Raw genomic sequence first — 20,463 nt, 5'->3', positions numbered from 1 at the left:
TCAGATCCCCAACTCTTGACGCTGGCGCTTCAAGTGCTCCGGCATCTCTTTGTAGACGTCTTCGAACATGGTCGCGGCGCTTGGAATCTGGCCGCCGGCGAGGGTGCCGTACTGCTCGGCTTCTTTCTGCGCGGCAATCACTTCGGCTTCCAGTTCGGCGCTGACGGCGACGTGTTCCTCTTCGGACCACTGACCGATTTTCACCAGGTGCTGCTTCAGGCGCGCAATCGGGTCGCCCAACGGGAAGTAGCTCCAGTCGTCGGCAGGACGGTATTTGGACGGATCATCAGAAGTTGAGTGCGGACCGGCGCGGTAGGTGACCCATTCGATCATGGTCGGGCCGAGGTTGCGGCGGGCGCGTTCGGCGGCCCAGGCAGAGGCGGCATAGACCGCGACGAAATCGTTGCCATCGACCCGCAGGGAGGCAATGCCGCAACCGACGCCACGACCGGCAAAGGTAGTCGCTTCACCACCGGCAATCGCCTGGAACGTGGAGATTGCCCACTGGTTGTTGACCACGTTGAGGATCACTGGCGCACGGTAAACGTGGGCGAAGGTGAGGGCGGTATGGAAGTCGGATTCAGCGGTAGCGCCGTCGCCGATCCAGGCCGAGGCGATTTTGGTGTCGCCCTTGATCGCCGAGGCCATGCCCCAGCCCACGCCTTGTACAAATTGGGTGGCGAGGTTGCCGGAAATAGTGAAGAAGCCGAAGTCTTTGACCGAATACATGATTGGCAGCTGACGTCCCTTGAGCGGATCACGCTCGTTGGACAGCAGCTGGCAGATCAGGTCCACCAGCGGCACTTCCCGCGCCATCAGGATGCTTTGCTGGCGGTACGTCGGGAAGCACATGTCATCGACGTTCAGCGCCAGGGCCTGGCCGCTGCCGATGGCTTCTTCGCCAAGGCTCTGCATGTAGAACGACATTTTTTTCTGACGCTGGGCGACCACCATGCGGTTGTCATAGATCCGCGTCTTGAGCATGGCGCGCATGCCTTTACGCAGGATCTCGGCCGGCACGCCTTCCGCCCATGGACCGAGGGCATTGCCCTCGTCATCGAGCACGCGAATCAGGCCCTTGGCCAGATCAGCGGTGTCGGCCGGTTCAACGTCAATTGGGGGTTTGCGCACCGTGCCGGCGTCGGTCAGACGCAGGTAGGAGAAGTCGGTTTTGCAGCCAGGACGGCCCGATGGTTCGGGAACGTGCAGTTGCAGCGGTTCGTACGCTTGGTTCATGGCTTCTACGCTCGATCTTGTGAATTTCTTGTAGTGAGCTGACGGTCATTCTTCGATGAAAGAAATCTTGTCCTACAACAATCATAGGCCGCGCCAAGAAGAATATTTCTCTCTGTTTCGTTGCGTTGGCGATCATTTGAGGATAAAAAATCTGCATAAACATAAAAAACAGGTGGTTTTGTCTCATGCGCAAACTGGACCGTACCGATATCGGCATTTTGAACAGCCTTCAGGAGAACGCGCGCATCACCAACGCCGACCTCGCACGCTCGGTCAACCTGTCGCCAACCCCGTGCTTCAACCGGGTCAAGGCGATGGAAGAATTGGGCCTGATTCGTGAGCAAGTGACGCTGCTGGATGCCGAGCTGCTGGGGCTGCATGTGAATGTGTTCATTCACGTCAGCCTGGAAAAACAGGTGGAGGAGGCGTTGCAGCATTTCGAGGAAGCGATCTCGGATCGCCCGGAAGTGATGGAATGTTATTTGATGGCCGGCGATCCGGACTATTTGATCCGGGTGTTGGTGCCGACCATTCAATCGCTGGAGCGCTTCATGATGGACTTCCTCACCAAAGTCCCCGGCGTCGCCAACATCCGCTCGAGCTTTGCGCTCAAGCAGGTGCGCTATAAAACGGCGCTGCCGTTGCCGGCCAACGGCCTGACCCTCGCCTGACGGCAATATCAAAAGATCGCAGGCTTCGCCAGCTCCTACAGGGTTTAGACCATCCGCAAGATCACGGTCGTACCCGGTCAATGTAGGAGCTGCCGCAGGCTGCGATCTTTTGATCTTAAAGTTTGTTTAGCGGGATCTTCAGATAGCTGACGCCATTGCCCTCGGCCGGCGGCAAATTCCCCGCCCGCACATTCACTTGAATCGCCGGCAGCAACAGCGTCGGCATACCCAACCCCGCATCGCGCCCGGTGCGCATGGCGACGAATGCGGCTTCGTCGATACCGTCATGGATGTGAATGTTGCTTTTGCGCTGTTCACCCACCGTGCTCATGCACTGATGTTTGCGGTCTGCGGGCGGGTAATCGTGGCAGACATAAAGTCGAACGCTGGCAGGGAAGGCCAGCAGTTTGCGGATCGAAGCAAACATCTGGTTGGCGTTGCCGCCGGGAAAGTCGCAGCGCGCGGTGCCCACGTCCGGCATGAACAGCGTATCGCCCACCAGAATCACATCGCTGTCGATCAGATAGGCCATGTCCGCTGGCGTGTGGCCGGGAACATGCAGGGCCGTGGCCTTGAGGTTGCCGATCATGAACGATTCGTCCGGCGCGAACAGATGGTCGAACTGCGAACCGTCACTGCGAAATTCCGGCTCAAGGTTGAACAGGGTCTTGAACACGCCCTGAACCTTGCTGATCGACTGACCAATCGCAATCTTCCCGCCCAGTTCCCGACGCAGATACGGTGCGGCGGACAGGTGATCGGCATGGGCGTGGGTTTCCAGCAGCCATTGCACCTGCAGCTGATGTTGGCGAACGAAGGCGATGATCTTGTCGGCCTGGGTGGTGGCGGTTCGCCCGGCAGCGGGGTCGTAGTCGAGCACCGGGTCGACGATGGCGCAGTGCCCGCCATCGTGCTCGTAGATGACATAGCTGAAGGTCGACGAGGCAGGGTCTAAAAAAGCTTCAATCAAGGCGGACATGGTGGCCGTTTCTTTCTGGACAAGTCATGAGGGTAGTTTCATTTTCCCTGCGCTGACCAGCCCGATTCAATTCAAAGAAGGAAAAAAGCTGCGCGAGCTCTATCCTGTCAGTCATCGATACCGGGCGTTCCCGGCTTTTTTCGCAGATCACGAGTGTTTTATGTTGCTGGCGAGTTTTTTTGGCGTGGTGATGGGGTTGGTACTCGGTTTGACCGGAGCCGGTGGCGGCATTCTTGCGGTGCCGGCGTTGGTGTTGGGGTTGGGCTGGACCATGACGCAAGCCGCGCCGGTCGCACTGTTCGCGGTGGGCAGTGCGGCGGCTGTCGGCGCCATTGACGGGTTGCGCCATGGCCTGGTGCGCTACCGCGCGGCGCTTTTAATCGCGTTGCTGGGCGCAGTGTTTTCACCGGTCGGCATCTACGTTGCCCACCAGTTGCCAGAAAAAATCCTGATGATCCTGTTCAGCCTGCTGATGGTCATGGTGGCCTGGCGAATGTTGCGTCGTGAGCGCCAGGACGAAGGTCCAAGCGACCACGGCCACGCCAACTGGGGCCAGAAGAACTGCATGCTCGATCAGCAGACCGGACGCTTTTCCTGGACCGCCAAGTGCACCGCGACCCTCGCGGCTCTGGGCGCTGTGACCGGTGTGGTCTCCGGGCTGCTCGGGGTCGGTGGCGGCTTCCTGATCGTCCCCGCGTTCAAGCAACTGACCGATGTGCAGATGCGCGGAATCGTCGCCACTTCCTTGATGGTGATCAGCCTGATTTCTGCCATCGGTGTGATCGGCGCGTTTCAGGCCGGGGTGCGAATCGACGGTTTGGGCCTGGCGTTTATCGTCGCGAGCATCGTCGGCATGATCATTGGCAGAAAGCTTTGCGCGCGAGTCCCGGCCCGAGGATTGCAAATCAGCTTCGCCAGCATCTGTGTTGTGGTCGCCGCTTACATGCTGTTTAGAGCGGGCGTCTAACGAGTACCGGTTCCTGTGGACGCCAGTCCGTTCCACAGGCGTACACCCTAAGTTCCGGGCCTCGTCGACGGACGGTCTTACACCCAACTTGCCGCGTATCACCGGCCACTCCAAAGCACCTGACATCCGCCTCCAAGGCAGCGTATGACGCCGCCGGTCAGCTTTCGATAATCGCCTCCGACATCCAGTCCCCCGCTGCGGAGCGCGTCATGCACAACAATAAGAACTTCAAGCATCGTTTCTTGCCTGCCTTCATCGCCAGCCTCTCGACCCTCGGTTTGAGCACGATGGCCGAAGCCGAGATCGTGCTGTACGACAAGGATCAGACCACGTTTTCCACCGACGGCTACATCAACGCCTTCTATGTGAACAGCAAAGTGGACCGTGCCGGCGACCAGTTCGACCGGCGACAGGCGCGGGTGAAGATGGGCTTTCTGCCCAACTATCTGGGCTTCAACATGAGCAAGCAGGTCGATGACCTCAAGCTCGGCGCCCGGTCCTCCTTCTGGGTGACCATCAACGACAGCGAAACCAACGGCACCGACACCGCCATCGACGTGCGGCAGTTCTACGGCACCGTGGCCAACCCGGAGTGGGGCGAGGTGCTGATTGGCAAGGACTTCGGCCTGTTCGCCCGCTCCAACATTCTGCTGGATGAAATGCTCGCCGGTTACGGCCAGGTCAGCGATACCCTGGGGCTGGTGGACGGTGGCGGGGTGTCGTTCGGCAACATCGGCACGGGCTATCCGTATCCGTTCCCGACTTCACAGATCACCTACCGCACGCCGGTGATGGAGGGATTGCGGGTGGCCGTGGGGATCATGGACCCGGTGGACACCAACGACAGCAGCCCGACAGGCAAGGCTTACCAGGAAAACCCGCGTACCGAGAGCGAGATCACCTATCAGTTCGACCTCGCCGGGGCAAAGATCTATAGCTGGGTCAACGGCAGCTACCAGACGTCGGACAATACCGATTCCACCGTCCAGTCCGTCACCTCCAAAGGCGTCGGCTATGGCGTGCAGGCGAAGATGGGTGGGCTGTCGCTGACCGGCTCCGGCTTCCAGGCCAAGGGCATCAACCCGTTCTTTACCAACAACGCCGGCGAGCCGGTCCTGCGCAATGTCGACAGTGACGGTTACCTGCTGCAGGGCTCCTACAAACTGGGCAAGAACCGCCTGGCGTTGTCTTACGGCAAGACCAACGACGACGGCAACGGCGTGGTCGGCAGCGGCGCGGACTACGAGACCCGCGGCATTGCGCTGTTCCATGACGTCAACGACAACCTCAAGCTGGTGGCCGAGTACAACCAGTTCGCAATCAACGGCCACGACACCAATGCCCAGGACGAAGACACCGACACCTTTGCGGTGGGGGCGGTGCTGACCTGGTAAGCCCATCGTGCTGAGTGAGCTCGTAGCCGCTTTTGAAGCCTAAGCTCGGCTCCGTAGCAGCTGTCGAGCCTGCGAGGCTGCGTTCGGCTGCGCAGCAGTCGCAAAACCTGAGTGCGAGGTTTTCCTGAAACACCGCATTGTCTGATTTCACGACTGCTGCGCAGCCGAACGCAGCCTCGCAGGCTCGACAGCTGCTACGGAGTGTGGATCGCGCCTGAATGGTTATCCGACTCTCATCCCATCGAAGCGGCTACCCGCTACCCAAGTAGCATACGTCGCAGCTCACAGGCTTCGTACACTCGAACCTCATACAGGCGCACCTGCGGGAGGCGATAATGCAGCAGGTCCAGAGTGAAGGTGTGGTCAGTGCAATGTCCCTGGCCACCGATGCCCAGCAAGTGGCTCAGGAGCTGGCGCGACAACTGTTGCATCCGCACTTGGGCTTCGTGCTGTTTTTCTGTTCCGCCGAGTACGACTTGCAGGCGCTGGGTCAGGCCTTGCAACAAAGCTTCGGCGGTATTCGTTTGGTCGGCTGCACCAGCGCCGGGGAAATCACACCCCTCGGCTACGGTCGCAATTGCGTGACTGCGGTGGGCTTCGACCACCGGCATTTTTCCATCGACGCCGAACTGATCTGCGAGATGGAGCGTTTCAGCCTGATCGACGCCCAGCAAATGGTCGAGCGCCTGGTCAGTGGCTGTCGCAGCAACACCCTGGCGCCGATCAAGGGCAACAGCTTTGCCCTGACCTTGCTCGATGGCCTTTCCAGTCGCGAAGAAATGGTCCTTGCCGCCCTGAGCGCGGCACTGGGCGATATCCCGCATTTCGGCGGCTCGGCTGGTGACGACAACCGGCTGACCCACACCCACGTCTATTTTAATGGCGAGTTCCACAGCGGCGCGGCGGTGGTGGTGCTGGTCAACACCTGGCTCGACTTCGAAGTCTTCACCACTCACCACATCCTGCCTCGGGCGGAAAAACTGGTGGTCACCGGGGCCGACAGCGCCTCGCGCCGAGTCTTTGAACTCAATGCCGAGCCGGCCGCCGAGGAGTACGCCCGGCACATCGGTGTGCCGGTGGCCGAGCTCGATCATCGGATCTTCGCCGCGCACCCCTTGGCCGTGCGGATCAACGATCAGTATTACGTGCGGGCGATCCAGCAGGTTCATCCCGACCTGAGCCTGAGTTTTTACTGCGCGGTGGAAAACGGCATCGTCCTCACCGTCATGACGCCAGGCCCGATGCTGCCGAATCTGCAAACCCTGTTCGAAGGCTTGCAGGAGCGCCTCGGCGATCTATTGCTGACCATCGGCTGCGACTGCTTTCTCAGGCGTCTGGAACTGGAAGACGGCGGCAGTCTGGAGCAGATCGGAACGTTTTTGCGTGACCAACGGGTGATGGGTTTCAACACCTACGGAGAACAGTTCAATGGCATGCACATCAACCAGACCTTCACCGGGGTTGCCATTGCCCGAGGCCGGTCCCCTGGACATCGCTGAGCTTCAGGCACAAATCGCCAGCCTGAGCCACGACAACCACAAATTGCAGCGCATCAATGGCGCGCTGATCGAGCGGATCGAGTCCGGCATCACCCGCGGCAATGACCCGTACGCGGCGTTCCAGCATTCGGTGGTGCTGGCCGAACAGGTGCGCGAACGCACCGACGCCCTGAACCAGGCCATGGCCGAACTCAAGTCAGGCAACCACTTGCTCAGCGAAGCGCGGCTGCGGGCGGAAACTGCGCACCAACACTTGATCGATGCCATCGAGAGTATTTCCGATGCGTTTGTGCTGTTCGATGCGGACCAGCGGATCGTGCTGTTCAACAGCCGTTTCAAGGCGTTCTGGGGCAACAGCCGGGTGCGGATCAACGCCGGCATGCGCCTGGCCGAGGTCAAGCGATTGATGTCCGCCACCGGGCTGTTCACTGAAGAGCCGCGCGGGCACGCCGACGAAAACCTGTTCTATCGCTTGCAGAACGGCCGATGGTTGCAAGTCAGCGAACGACCGACCCAAGAGGGCGGGCGGGTGATCCTGTTCACCGACATTACCGACGTCAAACTCAGCGAAACCGTGCGCCGCGAGCAGGCGGTGGCGCAGAAATCCCATTTGTTGCAACGGGCGGTCGACAACCTGTCCCAAGGCGTGGCCATGGTCAACGCCGAAGGCATTCTGGAGTTGTGGAACCGGCGTTTCCTCGAACTCAGCGGCCTGGCCCCGGTGGCGGCCCATCGTCCGTTTGCCGAAGTGATCGCCGACAGCGAGTTGAACCTGCTGACCCCGGCCAGTCGCGATGCAAACGGGCGGCCTGTGCAGGAACGCGAGCAGCGCCTCTACGATGGCCGGGTGCTGGAAATCCGCACCCATCCGTTGCCCACCGGTGGTTTCGTCAACACTTTCACCGACATCACCGAACGCTACCAACACGCCGAAGCGCTGAGCGAAAGCGAGCGCTGGATTCGCCTGATCACCGACCATGTGCCGGCGCTGATTGCCTACCTGAATGCCGATCTGGTCTATGAGTTCACCAACAAGGTGTATGAAGAATGGTATTGCTGGCCTCGGGGCGTGATGCTTGGGCAGAGCCTGCGCGAAGTCCACAGCGAACAGCATTACCAGCGCCTGGAAGCCTACGTGGCCCGGGCCCTGGCCGGTGAGAGCGTGACGTTCGAGGTCGCTGAAACCAACATCAACAACCAGGAGCGCTACATGCTGCGCTCCTACGTACCCAATCGCCTGGCCACCGGGGAAGTGGTGGGGATTTTCGTGCTGATCCGCGACATCACCGAACGCCGCCGCACCGCCGAAGCGCTGCACCAGGCCTATCAGAATCTTGAGTTGCGGGTGCGCGAACGCACGGCGGAACTGACCACGCTCAATGACCAGTTGCTGCGTGAGATCGATGAGCGTCGGCGGGCGGAATCTCGCCTGCGTGAAGCCAAACTCGAAGCCGAACAGGCCAACCTGTCGAAGACCAAGTTTCTCGCTGCCGTCAGTCATGACCTGCTGCAACCGCTCAACGCTGCGCGGCTGTTTACCAGCGCGTTGCTCGAACGGCGGGAGCCGGTGGCCAATGCCATTTTGGTGCGCAATGTCAGCAACTCCCTGGAAGACGTGGAGAACCTGCTGGGTACGCTGGTGGACATTTCCAAACTGGATGCCGGGGTGATCAAGGCCGACATTGCGCCGTTTGCCCTGAGCGAACTGCTGGAAAACCTCGCGGCCGAGTACACCCAGGTGGCTCGCAGCGAAGGCCTGGAGCTGCATTTCATCCCCTGTTCGGCACTGGTGCGCAGCGACATTCAGTTGCTGGCGCGGATTCTTCGAAATCTGTTGAGCAACGCCATTCGCTACACCTACAGCGGTCGTGTGGTGCTCGGTTGCCGGCGTCATCACCAGCGCCTGTCGATTGAGGTCTGGGACAGCGGCATGGGCATTGCGGAAAACCGTCTGGAAGAGATTTTTCAGGAGTTCAAGCGCGGTGACGTGCAGCGTCCGGATCAGGATCGCGGGTTAGGTCTGGGCCTGGCGATCGTGGAAAAGATTGCCGGGATTCTCGGTCACCGCATTCATGTGCGTTCATGGCCGGGCAAAGGCTCGATGTTCTCGGTTGAAGTGCCGCTCAGCGCCACCGCACCCAAGGCGCTGCCGAGTTTGCTGATGAGTGAACCGATGCTTGAGCGTCTGCGTGGGGCGCGGGTGTGGGTGCTGGATAACGACGCGGCCATTTGCGCCGGCATGCGCACGTTGCTCGAAGGGTGGGGGTGTCTGGTGGTCACGGCACTGTCGGAGCAGGACCTGGCGCGGCAAGTGGACAACTATCACGAAGAAGCCGATTTGCTGATCGCCGACTATCACCTGAATGACGATCAGAACGGCGTCGATGCCGTGGCCCGGATTAACGCCCGACGCGGCTCAGCCATTCCGGCAATGATGATCACCGCCAACTACAGCAACGAACTCAAACAGCAGATCCGCGAACTGGGCCACACCCTGATGCACAAACCGGTGCGGCCGATGAAGCTCAAGACGGCAATGAGTCACTTGCTCGGCAGGCCTTGAGGTTTCTCGTGTCTGTGCTGGCCTCTTCGCGAGCAGGCTCGCTCCCACATTGGATCTGAGTGAACTCGGTCAATTGTGGGAGCGAGCCTGCTCGCGAAAGGGGCGACTCGGTTTCAGCGGCGTAAGTAAGACCCGAAATCAATGTCGCCCGCACTCAAGATCGCCTGCACCCGGTTGTGCACATTGAGTTTGCGCAGGATCGCCGAGACGTGGGCCTTGACCGTGGTTTCGGCGATTTCCAGGGTGTAGGCGATCTGTTTGTTCGACTCGCCCTTGGTCATGCGTTCGAGCACCAGCAACTGCTTGCGGGTCAAGGCCTGGAGCAGTTCAGGTGGGAAGCTCGGGGCATCGTTCATGCGCCTTGAGCCGCATTTTTGCGTGCGGATGATGTCCGGCGGCAAGTAGACATTGCCGTTGAGGATCTGCTGGATGGCTTCGGTCATCTGCACCCGTGGCGAGGATTTGGTGATGAAACCCACCGCGCCGTAAGTGATGGCTTGCAGCACGACTTGTTTGTCCTGTTCGGCCGAGACGATCACCACCGGAATGGTCGGCGCCTCGTTGCGCAGGTTGATCAGGCCGTTGAGGCCGTGCATGCCGGGCATGTTCAGGTCGAGCAGGATCAGGTCCAGGTCGTCGTGTTCCTGTGTCAGCACCAGGGCGCTGTCGAGGTCGGCGGTTTCCATCACCTCGCTGCCCGGAAAGCCATCGCTGATGACGTTATGAATGGCTTCGCGAAACAGCGGGTGATCGTCGGCAATCAGAATTTTGTACATAGCCTTTCACCTCATTATTTTGATTAGGGTGTGGCAACAACTCGCACGCATAAAGGTCAGGGGAAGGGCTCAGGCTGGGCGGGCGATACGGGCAGGTTGGCGGCCTGCCAGGCGTCCAGGCCGTCGCGATACCAATACAGAGTCTTATAGCCCATGGCGGCGGCGCGCTTCACGGCGTTCCAGCTCAGCCAGCAATCGGAGCGGCAGTAGAAGACCAGCGGTTGCGCGAGATCGCCTGCGGTCAATGTGTTCAGCTTACGCGCAAAATAGTCCTGCCAGTCGGGCGTCAGGTCACCGTCGCCGGTATTGGCCAGCCAATGGCTGCCGGGGAGGTTTTCGTGGGGCTGGTCCTCGATGAAACGTCCTTGCAACCACTGGCGGCGGTAGACGTCGATCAGCACCGGACGCGGTGTCTGGGTCAGCAGGGCCTGCAGGGCCGCGGTATCGATGATGCCGGCGCCCTGGACTTGATTCGGGGTCGGGCTGCGGTACAGGCCGATGCGATAGCCGTCGGTGGAGAACAGCGGAGTTTCGGCCTGCGCGGCGCCCAGTAACAGGCTCAGCGACAGCGCAACGAGAGAAGGGCGTAGCAGACGACGTCGGGCACGCGGCATGGGGTTCAATCCTTATAGTTATGAACCTATTACATGCCAGTCTCGGTGCGATTGGAATGCGACGATAGACAGGGAAACCAGTACTAAAGTAGTAATTTCGAACTGTTCAACACAAATCCCTGTGGGAGCGAGCCTGCTCGCGAAGAGGCCATCACATCCAGCATTGATGTCGACTGACACTCCGCTTTCGCGAGCAGGCTCGCTCCCACATTGGAACTGTGTTGTCAGTTGGATTTTCGTAGGGCGGCGTGTTGCGGGTTGAAGGTGAGTACGGCGAGCAGCGTGAACACCAGCGTCAGCCCGACGCACACCGCCAGCGCCAACGGATTGAAGTGTTCATACAAGGCAAACCGTACCAGTTCCACCGCATGGGTGAACGGGTTCAGGGCGCACAACCAGTACAACCACTCGCTGGACTCGCGCATCTTCCACAGCGGATACAGCGCCGACGACAGGAAAAACAGCGGGAAGATCACGAAATTCATCACCCCGGCAAAGTTCTCCAGCTGACGGATCGCGTTGGACAGCAACAGGCCCAGTGCGCTGAGCATCAACGCCACCAGCAGCAACGCCGGCAAGGCGATCAACAGCCCCATGGCCGGAGGCTGCACGCCGTACACCCAGGCAATTGCCAGAAAGGCATACACCTGCAACAGCGAGATCAGCGAAGTGGCCAACAACTTGCTGCACAGCAAGAAGGTTCGGGGCAGGGGGCTGGTCAGCAGCACGCGCATGCTGCCCATTTCCCGGTCGTAGACCATCGACAGCGAACCTTGCATGCCGTTGAACAGCAGGATCATGCAGGCCAGCCCGGGAATGATGTAGACCTCATAGGGAATGTAGGTGTCGTAGGGCTCGATGATCGCGATCCCGAGGGCCGCACGAAAACCGGCGGCGAACACCAGCAGCCACAGCAACGGCCGCACCAGCGCACTGAGAAACCGCGTGCGCTGCAACACAAAGCGCAGCCATTCACGCAGCACGATGCCGCTGAAACATTGCCAGTAGGCATTCATTGCGCGGCTCCTGAGGTCGTCAGTCGAGTGAAGGCTGAACCCAGGTCACCACCGTGCTCCTGGCTCAGGGCGTCGGCTTGTCCGCTGGCGACCAGTCGGCCCTGATGCAGGATCAACAAGTCGTCGCTCGGCTGTACTTCATCGAGTAAGTGAGTGGTCCAAAGCACGCTGATGCCTTGCTCGCGGCACAAACTGCGAATGTGTTGATTGAGCGCCAGCCGACTGGCCGGGTCGAGGCCGACGCTGGCCTCGTCGAGCAGCAGCAGGCGTGGCTCATGCAACAAGGCGCGGGCGATTTCCACTCGGCGACGGTGGCCGCCATTGAGTTCGCGGACCCGCTCGCGACGGCGTTCGGTCAAGGCTTGGCGGGCCAGTTCGGCGTCGACCCGCAGGCCGGTCTGGCGGCGGGATATTCCATGCAGCGCGGCGTGATAACGCAGGTTTTGCTCGACGCTGAGGTCCAGGTCCAGCGTGCTTTGTTGAAACACCACGCCCAATTGCTTGAGCGCCGGGCGCGCTGCGTTGCGCAGTGAACAACCACCGATGCGGATGTCACCGCGCTGCACATCGTAGAGCCTTGTGAGCAGGGCAATCAGCGTCGATTTGCCCGCGCCGTTTGGCCCCAGCAATGCAGCGAAACGGCCGGGCGCCAAGCTGAAACTCACCTGACGCAACGCCTCTTTCGCACCATAAGCGAAACTCAGCTCGCTGACTTCCAGTGCGTTCATGGCGTCACCACCACGCCCCACGGATAACGCCCGACCTTGATCGACTTGGTCACCTTGAGGCTGTCGACGTCGATCACCGACACATCGCCGCTGACGCCGTTGGTGGCCAGCAATTGTTTTTGATCCGGGGTAAACGACATCTGCCAGACCCTCCGGCCGACCAGCAGGTAATCAAGAATTTCGAAGGTCTTGGCGTCGATCACCGCCACATGATTGGCCGGGCCGAGCGCGACGAAACCGTACTTGCCGTCGGCGCTGAGTTTGATGCCCACCGGTTGAACCTTATCCGGGTGCACGCCCTTGATCTGGAAGGTCAGGGTCTTGAGGATCTTGCGGGTGGCGACGTCGAGAATCGTCACCGTGCCGCCGATTTCCGCCGAAGCCCAGAGCTTCGAGCCATCGGGTGTGAACTCGACGAAGCGCGGGCGCTGATCCACCAGGGTGCTATCGGCCAGGGTCTGGGTGCTGGTGTCGATCCAGTGCAGCATGTTCGTGGTTTCGCTGGTGTTCACCGCCCACTTGCCGTCGGGGCTGACGGCCATGCCTTCGGGTTCGACGCCGACGTTGATCTGGCTCAGCACCTTGGAGGTTTCGGTGTCGATCACCGTCACCAGCGCATCGTCTTCGTTGGAAACGTACAGCCAGCGATTGTTGGGGTGCAGGGCGAACTGCTCCGGGTCTTTGCCCGAGGGCAGTTCCTTGATGATCTTGCGTGTGGCCACGTCCATCACCTGGACCCGGTCCGAGTCGCTGGCGCAGATGTACAACAGCTTGTTGTCATGGGACAACAGCAGACCGCGGGGGCGCTGGCCGACGGGCAGGGTGTCGGTGACTTGCAGGGTCTGCAGGTCGATCAGGCTCAGGCTGTTGTCCTTTTCGTTGGAGACCCAGGCGGTGCTGGCAGCGGCGTGCCCGGCGGCGAGCAGCAGGGCGCAGGAAAGCAGGGTGCGGCGCATGGCAGATTCCTTGTTGTTTTAATTATCGGGTCAGGGAAAACGGCAGGTGACTTCGGCCTTGTCGTAACCGAGGCTGTCCATTTCGTTGAAGGGGTGCAGGAAGCCGTCTTGCGGCGACGTGCTGACCAACGCCCGGGGCTGCACGATGGGAATGGGTTGGCGCAACTGGCCGTTCCACGGCCGATAGCTGAGCTTGCGACCCTTGAAACCGTCCAGCGGCAATTGATAGCTGATCTCAAGCGTACGGATCGCCACCGGATCGACCTGACGCAGTTTGCTCACGGCACTGGCGATGCTGCGCACGGCGATCCAGGCCGCAAAATCGCGGTCATTCATCCAGCGTCCGGTCAGGGCTTCGAAACGTTTCTGCAACTGGGCGGCGCCGTAGGTCTCCACGGTTTTATGCCAGCCCACCGGGGTCAGACCCTGAGTGCCGGCGACCGGCCGTGGGTACCAGGTCTGGTAGGGCACGTATTCGCCGAAATCGCCCCGTTCATCCGCCACCAGCACCACGTCGTACTCGGCGGTCTGGGTGAACAGCGGCATGTCGGCCTGGGCGCTGCGGCGCTGATCGTTGTCGAAACTCCAGGCTTTTTCCGCGACCAGTTTCAGGCCGAAGCGTTTGGCGGCGCGGCGCAGGGCGGCCGCATAGGCTTGATCGTCCGGGGTCGGGCCGACGATCAGCAGCGCCCGTTGCCATTTGCGCACCACCAGAAATTGCGCCAGCGCATCGGCGAGCATCGCCCGGCTCGGCAGGCTGTGCAGCACGTTCGGCAGGCAGTCGGTGGTGCGCAGGCTGTCGTCTGGGCTGCCGGCGTTGAACAGCAAGCTGTCGGGCAGCACGGCGCTGAGTTGGCGCAGGCTGGCGGCCGGTGCGTTGACGACAAACAGGCGCAGACCTTGTTCATGTTGAGCCTTGGCCGCTTCGACCAAGGCATCCGGATTGTCGACGTTGGCGCTGACCAGGTTGTAACTCTGGTTCAGGAAACGCCCGGTGCTGTTGCTGTCAGTGATCGCCAGTTCGGCGCCATGCAACCCGGCATCGGTCGGCTCGGGAATGACGTTCGACAGCAACGGGCCCGGATCAGGGCGATAGCCCAGGTAGCCGATCTGCACCTGCAACGGCGCGTCGGCGGCCTGGCTCTGGGTCGCCAACCCGGCGGCGCAGGCAATCGCCAACAGATAGATCAGGGCGTAAGGGGCAAGCTGGCGCATAAGGCACTCCATTACAGGTAGCGCCAGCATAGGAACGCTGTGAGGCAGAAGGAAATATGCAGAAAGTACCAGTGAGCCAGTACCAAGGTAGTAACTCGCCCGGGGTGGCGCGGTTTTAGCATGGACAACAACGGCCATCACTCTGGAGGCGATCGATCATGCGAATTCTCAAAGCGCTGCTCCTGCCGTTGCTGTTGATCCTGACCCTGATCGGCGTCGACAAACTTCACGGCCCGCGTCCCGCGCCGTTGCTGGTCTTGCCCATGACACCGGGGCGCTAGGCGTGTCAGCCCTGTGGCGGATCAAGCTCTGGGTTGTTGCAGTGGCGGGACTGTCGTCAATCAGCCACTGCGCAGAACCTGCGCTCGGCCTCTCGAGGGGGGCGGTGCGTCAACATCAAAAGCTGCAGGCGAGCTAACGCTCGGCCTGTTGAGTGGTGGGTGTACACCGATCAACTGTAGGAGCTGCCGAAGGCTGCGATCTTTTGATCTGTCTGCTTCTTTCGGCCGGGAAGAATTCACTCAGGCACCTGATTCGGGTATGCACCACAAGCCCTACTACCAAGGAACTAGACCGCGCCCACCAAAGCAGCATGGGGCTTGCGCGAAGCCCTTCCTAAGATGGGGGCCATAGCCTCTTCGAAGAGGTTTTGCGTGCAACCAAGAGGGCATAACAATGACAACAAAACGCAACGCCTTACTCGTTGCCGGTCTGCTGGCCGGCTTTATCAGCGCAGGTTCCGTCTGGGCTCACGGCAACGTGGTGCCGCAAGCGGTGGAAACTCCGGGCCTGACCCCAATCAAGGACGCCGGCGTATCGGTCGATGCCGATGGTTGGGCATCGGTGAACCCTTACCGCACCTCCCCGGAACACGATAAGGCCCTGGAAATAGGCTCCTCGGCGTACAACCAGAACTGTGCGGCCTGTCATGGCCTGGAAGCCAAATCCGGTGGCATCGCCCCCGATTTGCGCTTGCTCGATGTCGCTGATGCCGGTGATGAATGGTTCGTCGAACGGGTGCGCCACGGCGCTGTGCGTGACGGCCGGGTGTACATGCCGAAGATGGCCGACTACCTGAGCCAGGAAGCCTTGTGGGCGGTGCGTACTTATCTGGACAGCGTTCACGTCGAGGAGTAACCCATGCGCCTGCTCGCTGTGTTGATCAGCGCTGTGTTGCTGTGCTGCCAGGCAGTGCAGGCGCAGGTCCGTACCTATGACGAAATGATCGCCGCCCGGGAGCTGAAAGTGGCGGTCTACAAGGACTTCGCCCCCTACAGTTTTGAAGACGCCGGCCAGGTTCGTGGCGTGGATGTCGAACTCGCCGAGGCATTGGCCAAGGCCCTCGGCGTGCGGCTCACTTTGATTTGGGCGCCGGCCGGCGAGAAGCTCGATGACGACCTGCGCGATTACATCTGGCGTGCCAGTCAGTTGCACGACCTGCAATTGGCCGACCTGATGATGCGCGTGCCGTACGACCGCGACTACGCGCAGAAACGCAATGAACTGGGCGAACTGGAAAACGGCCATGTGGTGATGTTCGGGCCGTACCAGAACGAACAATGGCAGGTTGCCTATGACCGCCGCCGGCTGGACAAAGTCGGTAGCGTCGCCGTGTTCGAGCACCACCCGATCGGCGTCGAAGTCGACAGCGTACCGTCGTTCTACCTGACCTCGGTGTTCAACGGCATGCTTGCCGGCAAAACCCACCACTATCCCGGCGTGCCCCAGGCTTTCGCGGCCATGAAGGCCGGTGAAGTCGACGCGGTCATGGCCATGCGCGGCGAGATCGACTGGCAAGTGCATGAAGCGGCGGACCCGCAAGTAGCGCTGGCGGAAAACGCCTACCCGAACATGGGCAAGCAGCTTTGGGAGATCGGCATGGCGGTGCATGAAAGCAACCGTCAACTGGCCTATGCCGTGGAAGAGGCACTGGAAGCCTTGATCCGCGAGGGCTCGGTCAAGACCATTTATGGCCATTACGGTCTGCGCTATGACGTGCCCGAGATGTATCAATAGTGAACTGGCGAGTGGGTTGTCTGTTGGCCTGTTGGTTACCCCTCGCCGCGCACGCCGTGGACATCGACCCGGGCAAAGACCCGGTGCCCTCGGTGATGTGGGCCTTCTATCACAAGCAAATGCTCGGCGATGCGCCGTTCGTGTTCGACGAGCGGGTCAAGCTGCTGGCGCCTCCGTTCGCCGAAGACGCCCGGCAAGTGCCACTGGAAATCGACGCGCGCGCGTTCAAAGGCGAAGTGGTGAAAATCCTCGCCTGGGCAGAACTCAACCCTTTGCCGAAAATTGTCGATTTCCAGCCGCTGGACCGGGTGCTGCCCTGGCTGTCGATCCGCATCCGTATCGAACAGGCCACGCCGTTGCGCGCGGCGGTGCTGACCCGTGACGGGTTGTGGCATGTCGGCTCGACGCTGATCGACGCGGCCGGCGGCGGCTGCACGGCGCCGAGTGTGGTGCGTACCCAGCCAGGTTGGGAGGACCACATCGGCGAAGTGCTGGGCGGTCGTTATCCCCGTGGTGAATTCAGCCGTGTGCGCTTGCAGGTGGCGCACCCGATGGACAACGGCATGGTCAGCGGCATCCCGGAGTTCTTCATCAACCATGCCGAACTGCGGGATCAGAACGATCAACTGCTGGCCCGTCTTGAGCTGTTTCCTGCTGTCAGCGAAAACCCCAACCTGGCCTTCGACATCGAAGGGGCGGGCCAGACGCGCCTGATGCTGCGCGACAACAGCGGCAACCAATTCGATGCGGCCATACCCTGACCCAAAGGAGCGCGCGATGCGCTGGATGCTGCTGTTGTTCATCGGTTTGAGCCTGCCGGCCTTGGCCGATCTTGAATACACTCTCAAGCCCCGACAGATCGCCGAAGACACCTGGCTGCTGGAAGGCAGCACCGACAATTTCGCCAAGGCCAATGGCGGCAACATCGTCAACACCGCGTTCATCGTTACTGAGCAGGGTGTGGTGGTGATCGACACCGGGCCGTCGAAACGCTACGGCGAAGCGATGCGCAAGGCGATTGCTGCGACCACCGACAAACCGGTGATCGAGGTGCTGCTGACCCATCATCATCCTGATCATGTGCTCGGCAACCAGGCCTTCAGTGACGTGCCGATTGGTGCGCTGGCCGGCACTACTGAGCTGCTGCACCAGCAGGGCGATGCCATGGCCGAGAACATGTATCGCCTGGTGGGCGACTGGATGCGCGGCACCGAGGTGGTGTTGCCGACCCGGACGCTGACCCCCGGTGTGCGAAGTTTTGGGAATCACAATCTGCGTCTGCTGGGCCTGGGTGGGCACACGGGCGCGGATCTGGCTATTCTCGACCAGAAAACCGGCGTGCTGTTTGCCGGGGACCTGGTGTTTTACCAACGGGCGCTGACCACGCCCAACAGTCCGGGGCTGGTGGTGTGGCTGGCGGACATCGCCACCCTTCAAGGCTTGCCGTGGACGCTGATCGTTCCCGGCCACGGCCCGGTGGCCAGCGATCAACAGCCCTTCGTGCAAATGCGCGACTACCTGACCTGGCTCGACCAGCTCATGCGCGATGGCGCCGCCAATGGTAGCGACATGGCCGAGATGATCCGCAGCCCCATTCCCGAACGGTTTGCCGGGATCAGCCTGAGTCGTTACGAGCTGATCCGTAGCGTCAGCCATTTGTATCCGCGTTACGAGCGCGGGCAGATGACCCGTGTCGATTCCGCCGCGCACAAATGATCAACACAAAACCCCTGTGGGAGCGAGCCTGCTCGCGATGGCGGTGTATCAGCCGACATCAATGCTGAATGTGAGGGCCTCGTCGCGAGCAGGCTCGCTCCCACAGGGGACTAGTGTCGATCTATAGGTGTTCATCTCATCCGACCCGGTACTAAGGAACTAGCAATCTCAGCACTGCGGGCAATTGTCCCAAGGGCGGCGGCGCCCAAGAATCTGCACCAGACCGGGAAAATTTCCCGGGTATAACAAAAAACTGCAGAGGTAGCCGTCATGACCCAACCCGCACGTCGCCAACCCTTCGTCTTGAGCGTGCTGCTCAGTGCCATGCTGTTGTCTGGCACTGCACTGGCCGGCGTCACCGATCAAGACATTCTCCAGGACCCCAAGAACCCGGAGCAGATCGTCACCAACGGTCTGGGCGTCCAGGGTCAGCGCTACAGCCCACTGGATACGCTCAACGTCAACAACGTGAAGGACTTGCGTCCGGTCTGGGCGTTCTCCTTCGGCGGTGAAAAACAACGCGGTCAGCAAGCACAGCCGATGATCAAGGACGGCGTGATGTACATGACCGGCTCCTACTCGCGGGTGTTTGCGGTGGACGCGCGCACCGGCAAGAAGCTCTGGCAATACGATGCGCGCCTGCCCGATGACATCCGCCCTTGCTGCGACGTGATCAACCGTGGTGTCGCGCTGTACGGCGATTTGGTGATCTTCGGCACCCTCGACGCCAAGCTTGTGGCCTTGAACAAGGACACCGGCAAAGTCGTCTGGAGCAAGAAAGTCGCCGACCACAAGGAAGGCTATTCCATCAGCGCCGCGCCGTTGGTGATCAACGGCAAACTGATCACCGGTGTCGCCGGTGGCGAGTTCGGGGTGGTTGGCAAAATCGAAGCCTACGACCCAAAAAACGGCGACCTGCTGTGGACCCGTCCCACCGTTGAAGGCCACATGGGCTACGTCTACAAGGACGGCAAAGCGGTAGAGAACGGCATCTCCGGCGGTGAAGCCGGCAAGACCTGGCCCGGCGATCTGTGGAAAACCGGTGGCGCTGCCCCTTGGCTCGGCGGTTACTACGACCCGGAAACCAATCTGCTGCTGTTCGGCACCGGCAACCCGGCGCCGTGGAACTCGCACCTGCGTCCTGGCGACAACCTCTACTCGTCGTCGCGTCTGGCGCTCAACCCGGACGACGGCACCATCAAGTGGCACTTCCAGAGCACGCCTCACGACGGCTGGGACTATGACGGCGTAAACGAGCTGGTCTCGTTCAACTACACCGAAGGCGGCAAAGAGATCAAAGCCGCGGCGACCGCTGACCGTAACGGCTTCTTCTACGTGCTGGATCGCACCAACGGCAAATTCATTCGCGGCTTCCCGTTCGTGGACAAGATCACCTGGGCGACCGGCCTGGATAAAGACGGTCGGCCGATCTACAACGAAGCCAGCCGTCCAGGCGCGCCCGGCACCGAAGCCAAAGGCAGTTCGGTATTCGTAGCCCCAGCGTTCCTCGGCGCGAAAAACTGGATGCCGATGGCCTACAACAAGGACACCGGGCTGTTCTACGTGCCGTCCAACGAATGGGGCATGGACATCTGGAACGAAGGCATCGCCTACAAGAAAGGCGCGGCGTTCCTGGGTGCCGGTTTCACCATCAAGCCATTGAATGAAGACTACATCGGCGTGTTGCGCGCCATTGACCCGAAAACCGGCAAGGAAGTGTGGCGCCACAAGAACTACGCGCCGCTGTGGGGCGGGGTGCTGACCACCAAGGGCAACCTGGTATTCACCGGTACGCCGGAAGGTTTCCTGCAGGCGTTCAATGCCAAGACCGGCGAGAAAGTCTGGGAATTCCAGACCGGCTCCGGCGTACTCGGCTCGCCTGTGACCTGGGAAATGGACGGCGAACAGTACGTCTCGGTCCTTTCCGGTTGGGGTGGCGCCGTACCGCTGTGGGGCGGCGAAGTGGCCAAGCGCATCAAGGACTTCAACCAGGGCGGCATGCTCTGGACCTTCAAGTTGCCGAAAGACCTGGTCGCCAAGCACTAACTTCAAATCCACCGCATAACCCCTGTGGGAGTGAGCCTGCTCGCGATAGCGGTCCATCAGCCAACATCTAT

At 60.9% G+C, this 20,463-nt stretch carries 19 protein-coding genes; 11 read left to right on the top strand and 8 right to left on the bottom strand.

Going from position 1 to position 20,463, the window contains the following annotated elements; genetic code table 11:
* A complete protein-coding gene (locus EAH74_RS13940; protein ID WP_102615395.1) occupies window positions 1-1,236 on the bottom strand; it encodes a 3-methyl-2-oxobutanoate dehydrogenase (2-methylpropanoyl-transferring) subunit alpha in 1,236 nt (411 codons plus the stop codon).
* Between the two features lie 185 nt (window positions 1,237-1,421).
* Here EAH74_RS13940 and bkdR point away from each other — a divergent pair, with 185 nt between their 5' ends.
* The gene (gene bkdR / locus EAH74_RS13935; protein WP_046048920.1) at window positions 1,422-1,907 is read left to right on the top strand and encodes a Bkd operon transcriptional regulator BkdR; all 486 of its coding nucleotides are present in this window, start codon (window positions 1,422-1,424) and stop codon (window positions 1,905-1,907) included.
* A 115-nt stretch (window positions 1,908-2,022) separates the two neighbouring features.
* Here the strand turns inward: bkdR and EAH74_RS13930 are convergent, their stop codons facing one another.
* Complete coding sequence (locus tag EAH74_RS13930) at window positions 2,023-2,886, bottom strand: MBL fold metallo-hydrolase (protein WP_140679205.1); 864 nt, start codon at window positions 2,884-2,886, stop codon at window positions 2,023-2,025.
* Between the two features lie 160 nt (window positions 2,887-3,046).
* On the opposite strand from EAH74_RS13930, the gene EAH74_RS13925 reads away from it, so the two are divergent.
* The 4 genes from EAH74_RS13925 to nahK all read left to right on the top strand — a co-directional run bounded on the left by EAH74_RS13925 (window position 3,047) and on the right by nahK (window position 9,309).
* The gene (locus EAH74_RS13925; protein WP_140679204.1) at window positions 3,047-3,853 is read left to right on the top strand and encodes a sulfite exporter TauE/SafE family protein; all 807 of its coding nucleotides are present in this window, start codon (window positions 3,047-3,049) and stop codon (window positions 3,851-3,853) included.
* A 209-nt stretch (window positions 3,854-4,062) separates the two neighbouring features.
* Window positions 4,063-5,247: a porin gene (locus EAH74_RS13920; protein WP_140679202.1), complete on the top strand. Its 1,185-nt coding sequence runs from the start codon at window positions 4,063-4,065 to the stop codon at window positions 5,245-5,247.
* Between the two features lie 335 nt (window positions 5,248-5,582).
* Window positions 5,583-6,746: a nitric oxide-sensing protein NosP gene (nosP, locus tag EAH74_RS13910; protein WP_140679200.1), complete on the top strand. Its 1,164-nt coding sequence runs from the start codon at window positions 5,583-5,585 to the stop codon at window positions 6,744-6,746.
* Window positions 6,715-9,309, top strand: a complete 2,595-nt coding sequence (gene nahK / locus EAH74_RS13905) for a hybrid sensor histidine kinase/response regulator NahK/ErcS' (RefSeq protein ID WP_140679441.1) — start codon at window positions 6,715-6,717, stop codon at window positions 9,307-9,309. Before nosP ends, nahK begins: the two co-directional genes overlap by 32 nt.
* 113 nt (window positions 9,310-9,422) lie before the next feature.
* Here nahK and EAH74_RS13900 read toward each other — a convergent pair whose 3' ends face one another.
* The 6 genes from EAH74_RS13900 to EAH74_RS13875 form a co-directional block, all read right to left on the bottom strand.
* Window positions 9,423-10,085 carry a response regulator transcription factor gene (locus EAH74_RS13900; protein ID WP_140679198.1) on the bottom strand — a complete coding sequence of 221 codons (663 nt, stop codon included), beginning with the start codon at window positions 10,083-10,085 and terminating at the stop codon, window positions 9,423-9,425.
* A 56-nt stretch (window positions 10,086-10,141) separates the two neighbouring features.
* Complete coding sequence (locus EAH74_RS13895) at window positions 10,142-10,699, bottom strand: PQQ-dependent catabolism-associated CXXCW motif protein (RefSeq protein WP_140679196.1); 558 nt, start codon at window positions 10,697-10,699, stop codon at window positions 10,142-10,144.
* A 224-nt stretch (window positions 10,700-10,923) separates the two neighbouring features.
* On the bottom strand, window positions 10,924-11,715 hold the full coding sequence (locus EAH74_RS13890; RefSeq protein ID WP_140679194.1) for an ABC transporter permease: 792 nt from the start codon (window positions 11,713-11,715) through the stop codon (window positions 10,924-10,926).
* Complete coding sequence (locus tag EAH74_RS13885) at window positions 11,712-12,443, bottom strand: ABC transporter ATP-binding protein (RefSeq protein ID WP_140679192.1); 732 nt, start codon at window positions 12,441-12,443, stop codon at window positions 11,712-11,714. The genes EAH74_RS13890 and EAH74_RS13885 overlap by 4 nt, the downstream gene beginning before the upstream one ends.
* Entirely contained in the window at window positions 12,440-13,399 is a 960-nt protein-coding gene (locus tag EAH74_RS13880) for a YVTN family beta-propeller repeat protein (protein ID WP_140679191.1), read from the bottom strand. Before EAH74_RS13880 ends, EAH74_RS13885 begins: the two co-directional genes overlap by 4 nt.
* Window positions 13,400-13,429: 30 nt before the next feature.
* Window positions 13,430-14,614 carry an ABC transporter substrate-binding protein gene (locus tag EAH74_RS13875; RefSeq protein ID WP_140679189.1) on the bottom strand — a complete coding sequence of 395 codons (1,185 nt, stop codon included), beginning with the start codon at window positions 14,612-14,614 and terminating at the stop codon, window positions 13,430-13,432.
* A gap of 158 nt (window positions 14,615-14,772) precedes the next feature.
* Here EAH74_RS13875 and EAH74_RS33610 point away from each other — a divergent pair, with 158 nt between their 5' ends.
* The 6 genes from EAH74_RS33610 (at window position 14,773) to EAH74_RS13850 (ending at window position 20,392) form a co-directional block, all read left to right on the top strand.
* Complete coding sequence (locus tag EAH74_RS33610) at window positions 14,773-14,895, top strand: hypothetical protein (RefSeq protein WP_008149743.1); 123 nt, start codon at window positions 14,773-14,775, stop codon at window positions 14,893-14,895.
* 394 nt (window positions 14,896-15,289) lie between these two features.
* On the top strand, window positions 15,290-15,751 hold the full coding sequence (gene pedF / locus EAH74_RS13870) for a cytochrome c-550 PedF (protein ID WP_123364413.1): 462 nt from the start codon (window positions 15,290-15,292) through the stop codon (window positions 15,749-15,751).
* Between the two features lie 3 nt (window positions 15,752-15,754).
* Entirely contained in the window at window positions 15,755-16,630 is an 876-nt protein-coding gene (locus tag EAH74_RS13865) for a substrate-binding periplasmic protein (protein ID WP_140679187.1), read from the top strand.
* Window positions 16,630-17,391 (top strand): quinoprotein dehydrogenase-associated SoxYZ-like carrier, encoded by a 762-nt coding sequence (locus EAH74_RS13860; RefSeq protein ID WP_140679185.1) that lies wholly within the window; start codon window positions 16,630-16,632, stop codon window positions 17,389-17,391. Before EAH74_RS13865 ends, EAH74_RS13860 begins: the two co-directional genes overlap by 1 nt.
* A 16-nt stretch (window positions 17,392-17,407) precedes the next feature.
* Complete coding sequence (locus tag EAH74_RS13855) at window positions 17,408-18,346, top strand: quinoprotein relay system zinc metallohydrolase 1 (RefSeq protein ID WP_140679183.1); 939 nt, start codon at window positions 17,408-17,410, stop codon at window positions 18,344-18,346.
* Window positions 18,347-18,616: 270 nt separating this feature from the next.
* Window positions 18,617-20,392, top strand: a complete 1,776-nt coding sequence (locus tag EAH74_RS13850; RefSeq protein ID WP_140679181.1) for a PQQ-dependent methanol/ethanol family dehydrogenase — start codon at window positions 18,617-18,619, stop codon at window positions 20,390-20,392.
* The last annotated feature ends 71 nt before the right edge of the window (window positions 20,393-20,463 follow it).

The sequence above is a fragment of the Pseudomonas mandelii genome (genome assembly GCF_006438925.1).
Lineage (GTDB): Bacteria > Pseudomonadota > Gammaproteobacteria > Pseudomonadales > Pseudomonadaceae > Aquipseudomonas > Aquipseudomonas mandelii_C.
Note: the sequence above shows the minus strand (reverse complement) of the source record. Positions and strands in the feature narration are given on the sequence as shown.